Here is a 1231-nt window from a genome sequence, read left to right on the forward strand (position 1 = left end):
GATTCGCGTCTCCTCAGAGTGACCAGGTGGCCGCGTCCTGCCAGTCCCTCGACAGAGCGACTAATCCCAGCTCAGACGTTAAACGGAAAGCTAAGACCCTGGTAAATAAGGGTTTCAGGTGTGTTGGTGTCGGGCGAGGCGGCGGGTCATGACGATGATCATGGCCCATTGGACCATCGCGGCGTGATGCTCGGGTAGCCGTTCGTAGTCGCGGACGGTGCGGCGGCAGCGGTTGATCCAGGAGAATGTCCGTTCGACCGCCCAGCGACGGTGTAGGACGACGAAGGTGTTCTGCCCGGCGAGTTTGGCGACGATCTGCAGGGTGAGTCGTAGCTGGTCGTTGGCCCAGGCGACGAGTTTGCCGGCGTAGCCGGAGTCGGCCCAGACCAGGCGGATGTTCGGGAAGCAGGCGTGTAGGGCCCAGAGCAGCGGGCGGGCGGCGTCGCGGTCTTGGATGCCTGCGCCGGTGACCAGGACGGCGAGGAGTAGTCCGCAGGTGTCGACGGCGATGTGGCGTTTACGGCCGTTGATCTTCTTGCCGGCGTCGTAGCCGCGGCTCGGCCTGGCGACGGTCTCCGCGGCACGCAGTGACTGGGAGTCGATCAGCGCGGCCGATGGTTGCCGGTCGCGGCCCTCGAGGTGTTCGCGGACCTGTTCGCGCAGGTGGTTGTGCATCTGGTTGAGGGTGCCGTCGTCGGTCCACCGTTTGAAGTAGTGGTAGACGAGCTTGTGGTGCGGGAAGTCGGCGGGTAGGGCGTTCCACTGGCAGCCGGTGCGGTCGAGGTAGCGGATCGCGTCGACGACGTCGCGGCGTGGGTAGATGATCGGTCGGCCTCTGCCGGTCCCGGCCGGGACGTGTGGAGCGAGGACCTGCCATTCGGCGTCGCTGGTATCGGACGGGTAGTGGCGTGGCCTGCGGGTCGGTAGATGGTCGGCGAGGGCGGCCGGGGTCGATGGCGTGGCGGTCCCGGCGACGAGGTATACAGACAGGGTTGGGCCTTCGGGGTTCGAGCTGCTGGTTTAGTCACCTTGCTCGTACCGAAGGCCCTTCCTCATGTCATCTCGCCACGCCGACCGCGAGCACGATCATCGATCCCCGACGGAGCCACCGCTCGCCCCAACCCCTTATTTACCAGGGTCTAAGCTTTCTGTTTAACGTTGATTTCGCCGTTTCGGGGTCTTGACCTGGGATTTCCTGATGGCGGGGTAGCGGGGTGCGGGCGTGGATCGG

General features: G+C 65.2%; 1 protein-coding gene. It reads right to left on the reverse strand.

The features are described 5' to 3' along the window. Nucleotides 1–114 precede the first annotated feature (114 nt). The gene (locus tag AB0F10_RS45750) at nt 115–990 is read right to left on the reverse strand and encodes an IS5 family transposase (RefSeq protein ID WP_360640920.1); all 876 of its coding nucleotides are present in this window, start codon (nt 988–990) and stop codon (nt 115–117) included. Nucleotides 991–1231 lie beyond the last annotated feature (241 nt).

It is taken from the genome of Actinoplanes sp. NPDC026623 (assembly GCF_040638275.1).
In the GTDB taxonomy this organism is placed as follows: domain Bacteria; phylum Actinomycetota; class Actinomycetes; order Mycobacteriales; family Micromonosporaceae; genus Actinoplanes.